Source organism: Micromonospora sp. NPDC005710, from assembly GCF_040630995.1.
In the GTDB taxonomy this organism is placed as follows: Bacteria; Actinomycetota; Actinomycetes; order Mycobacteriales; family Micromonosporaceae; genus Micromonospora.
Window position 1 is genome coordinate 1 of sequence record NZ_JBEXYP010000062.1, and the last position, 3,608, is coordinate 3,608.

The window sequence follows — 3,608 nt, forward strand, 5'->3', positions numbered from 1 at the left end:
TGCGGCTGGACGCGCACCCCCGGCTGCGCGAGCTGTACCTCGACGCCGAGGCCGAGGACGGCTACCAGCGGCAGCGCGAACGGGTCGTCGACGGCGGCGGGGGAGCCGTGCGCCCGCTCGTAGTCGCGGGCGTAGCCGTGCCGGCGACCGTCGGCACCGTAGAAGAAGAGTCGGCCGGCCGCGTAGACCTCGACGGGTGTGGCGTCCAGCCACCAGTTGACCAGGTCGAAGTGGTGGCTGGCCTTGTGCACCATCAGCCCGCCGGAGGTGGCCTTGTCGCGGTGCCAGCGGCGGAAGTAGTCGGCGCCGTGGCGGACGTCGAGCAGCCACTCGAAGTGCACCGAGCCGACCTCGCCGACCGCGCCCTCGGAGAGCAGCCGGCGAACCTGTTCGTGCAACGGGTTGTAGCGGTAGTTGAAGGCGACCGTCACCCGGCCGCCGGTCTCGCTCACCGTGTCCAGGATCCGCCGGCAGCGGGCCGCGTCCACCGTCATCGGCTTCTCGGTGACGACCTGCCGGCCGGCGCGCAGCGCTGCCACCACGTACGCGTCGTGGGTGACGTCCACACTGGTGACCAGGACGACGTCGACGCGTTCGGAGTCCAGCATGGCCGCGAAGTCACCGGCCGCGTACGTCGGCACCGGACGGTGACCCAGCTCGCCCAGCCAGCGGTTGTGCGCGTCCATCCGGGCCTGGTTCGTGTCGGCGAAGGCGACCAACTCGGTGGTGTCGGCGTGGTCGAGCACCATCGCCCGGACGAACATCTCGGCCCGCGCGCCGGTGCCCACGACGGCGTACCGGGACCGTGCGGCGGCTCTCGGTGACATGCGGTCGCCTCCCGTGATGCTGCAAAGGTTTGCAATGAAGTAACCACGATCGATCTCACCGCGTCAACGACGACAGCGGGATCGGCGTCATATGTCAGCTTTTGGGAGCTGACAGGTGACCAAGGGGAGTGTGGGTGCAACAAAGACGTAACCATTGACCGTTGACACTGGCGCAACCGTTTGCATTAATGGGCCACACCTGCGTGACAGCCACCACATCGGACGAAGGGGGCCGCCGTGCCAGTCACCATCCGGGACGTCGCCCGGGCGTCCGGTGTGCACATCTCCACCGTGTCCCGCACCTTCTCCGCACCACACCTGGTCAACCCGGAGACCCGGGTCCGGGTGCTCGCCTGCGCGGAGGATCTGGGCTATCGGCCGAACCGTGCCGCCCGGGCCCTGATCACCGGGCGGACGCACAACATCGGGCTGATCATCGCGGACATCGCGAACCCGTTCTTCCCGCCGCTGATCAAGGCGGCGGAGAGTCAGGCCCGCCACCGCGACTACCACGTCTTCGTGGCCGACACCAACGAGGACCCGGCCGCCGAGGAAGAGCTGGTCCACGCGCTGGCCAAGCAGGTGGACGGCGTGCTGCTGTGCAGCCCCCGGATGAGCAACAGCCTGATCGAGCAGCTCAGCCGCGAGGTGCCACTGGTCGTGGTGAACCGCCAGGTGACCGGCCTGCCCTGCGTGCTGATGGACGTCGGGCAGGGCGCCCGCGCGGCGATCGAGCACCTGGTCGGCCTGGGGCACCGCAGCATCGCGCTTCTCGGCGGCCCGCGCAGCTCGTGGACCAACCGGGAGATGCGCCGTGCCGCCGCCGCTGCCGCCCGCGCCGGCGGCGCGGAGCTGACACTGCTCGGCCCCAACGCGCCCACCGAGGTCGGCGGCTCCGCCGTCGCCGAGCAGGTGAAACGCAGCGGCGTGTCGGCGGTGCTCGCCTACAACGACCTGATGGCGATCGGCCTGATCGAAGGGCTGGACGCGCTCGGGGTCCGGGTGCCGCAGGAGGTGAGCGTCGTCGGGGTCGACGACATCACCCTGAGCCGGCTGACCCGCCCCAAACTGACGACGGTGGCCACACCCACCGGGGCCGCCGGCCGGACGGCCGTCGACATGCTGCTGCAACAGGACATCGAGTCACCGCGCGGTGCGCGGGGCTCCGGTGCCGGCACGGCGCTCGGCGTCCGTCGTACCACAGCACAGGTAATGCTCCAGACCGACCTGGTCATCCGCGACTCGACCGGCCCGGGCCCGTACGCCCGACCGGCACGTCCCCTGGCCGCACCACGTGGCCCGGGCCCGCATTGCCCTGCGGACCCGGGCACCCCGACTGCGGCCACCGGTGACGCCGTCGCCTCCTAATGCCGAGGAGTGAGCGCACATGCACCCCGCAACGTCCCCCACCACTGACGCGCCCGTCGGGCGCGCCCACCGTACCCCGCTGCCGCGGCGGCGCCTGCTGCGTGGCCTGCTCGCCGTGACGGTCGCCGCACCGCTGCTGTTCGGGGCTGCCGCCTGCGGAGACGACGGCGAAGCCGCCGATCCAAACGCTCCGGTCAAGCTCTCCGTCTTCTGGTGGGGCGGCGACGCCCGGGCCAAGCTGACCGAGGACGCGCTGGCCCTGTACACCAGGAAGAACCCGAACGTGACATTCGAGAAGACCTGGCAGGCCAACCAGGGCTACTTCGACAAGCTGGCCACGCTCACCGCCGGCGGCAACCCACCGGACCTCTTCCAGATCGACGACAACTACCTCGCCGAGTACGCGGCCCGCAACACCACTCTCGACCTGACCTCGTACCAGAAGTCCGGCAAGCTGGACACCTCCAAGTTCCCGGAGAGCCTCTGGCAGTACGGAGTGGTGGACGGCAAGCTCGCCGGCCTGGCCGCCGGGGAGAACACCCAGGGTCTGGTCTACAACAAGACGCTGCTGACCACTCACAACCTGCCCGAGCCGACCACCGGGATGAGCTGGGAGCAGCACATCGCCTGGGCCGAGCAGGTCACCGCCAAGACCAGGGTGCCCGGCACCCAGGACCCGAGCGCCGACTACAAGGCGTTCTGGGTCTGGCTGCGCCAGCAGGGCAAGGACCTCTACCAGGGCAAGGAGTTGGGCTTCACCGCCGAGGACGTCACCAAGTGGCTCGACCTGTGGAAGGGCGCCCGCGACCGCAGGGCCACCCCGACCGCCGACGTCATCCACGAGGGCAACTCCAGCGACGTCACCAAGCAGTTGGTGGTCACCGGCAAGTCGGCCACCTCCTGGGTCTGGGCCAACCAGATGCCGGACCTGAAGAAGAACACCAAGGACGAGCTGGGCGTCATCGCCTACCCCGGTGACCCCAGCGCGCAGTGGGCCCGGGCCTCGATGTACTGGTCGGTGTTCAAGGGCAGCAAGAACAAGGACGTCGCGGTCGACGTGATCAACTTTCTGAACAACGACCTGGAAGCGGTCAAGCTGCTCGGCACCGACCGCGGCCTGCCGTCCAACCTGGACCTGCGTCGCGTGGTCAGCGACGACACCACCGACCCGGCCATGAAGCAGTCGATCGCCGTCGAGGCGGAGCTGACCCAGAAGTTCGGCAAGTCGCCGCAGGTGCCGATCAAGGGACACAGCAAGGTGAAGTCCGAGCTGATCAAGGCCGCCGAGAACGCGCAGTACGGCCGGGCCACCCCCGCCGAGGCCGCCGCCCAGTTCGTCGAGGCGTGCAAGTCCGCCATCGCCTGACCGCCAACCAGGCGAGGAGAGGAGCTGTTCGTGGCGTTGACCACGGC

The 3,608-nt window shown here is 69.6% G+C and carries 3 protein-coding genes; 2 read left to right on the plus strand and 1 reads right to left on the minus strand.

Going from position 1 to position 3,608, the window contains the following annotated elements; translation table 11 throughout:
* Positions 1-827: Gfo/Idh/MocA family oxidoreductase (locus ABZ406_RS30835; protein ID WP_357769087.1), on the minus strand; the 827-nt coding region annotated here is incomplete at its 3' end.
* A gap of 237 nt (positions 828-1,064) precedes the next feature.
* On the opposite strand from ABZ406_RS30835, the gene ABZ406_RS30840 reads away from it, so the two are divergent.
* Complete coding sequence (locus ABZ406_RS30840; protein WP_357769089.1) at positions 1,065-2,195, plus strand: LacI family DNA-binding transcriptional regulator; 1,131 nt, start codon at positions 1,065-1,067, stop codon at positions 2,193-2,195.
* A 19-nt stretch (positions 2,196-2,214) separates the two neighbouring features.
* The gene (locus ABZ406_RS30845; protein WP_357769091.1) at positions 2,215-3,561 is read left to right on the plus strand and encodes an extracellular solute-binding protein; all 1,347 of its coding nucleotides are present in this window, start codon (positions 2,215-2,217) and stop codon (positions 3,559-3,561) included.
* Positions 3,562-3,608: the final 47 nt, after the last annotated feature.

Excerpts from the sequence above, each read along its gene's own strand:
- ABZ406_RS30845 (WP_357769091.1), top strand. The coding sequence starts at position 2,215 with ATGCACCCCGCAACGTCCCCCACCACTGACGCGCCCGTCGGGCGCGCC.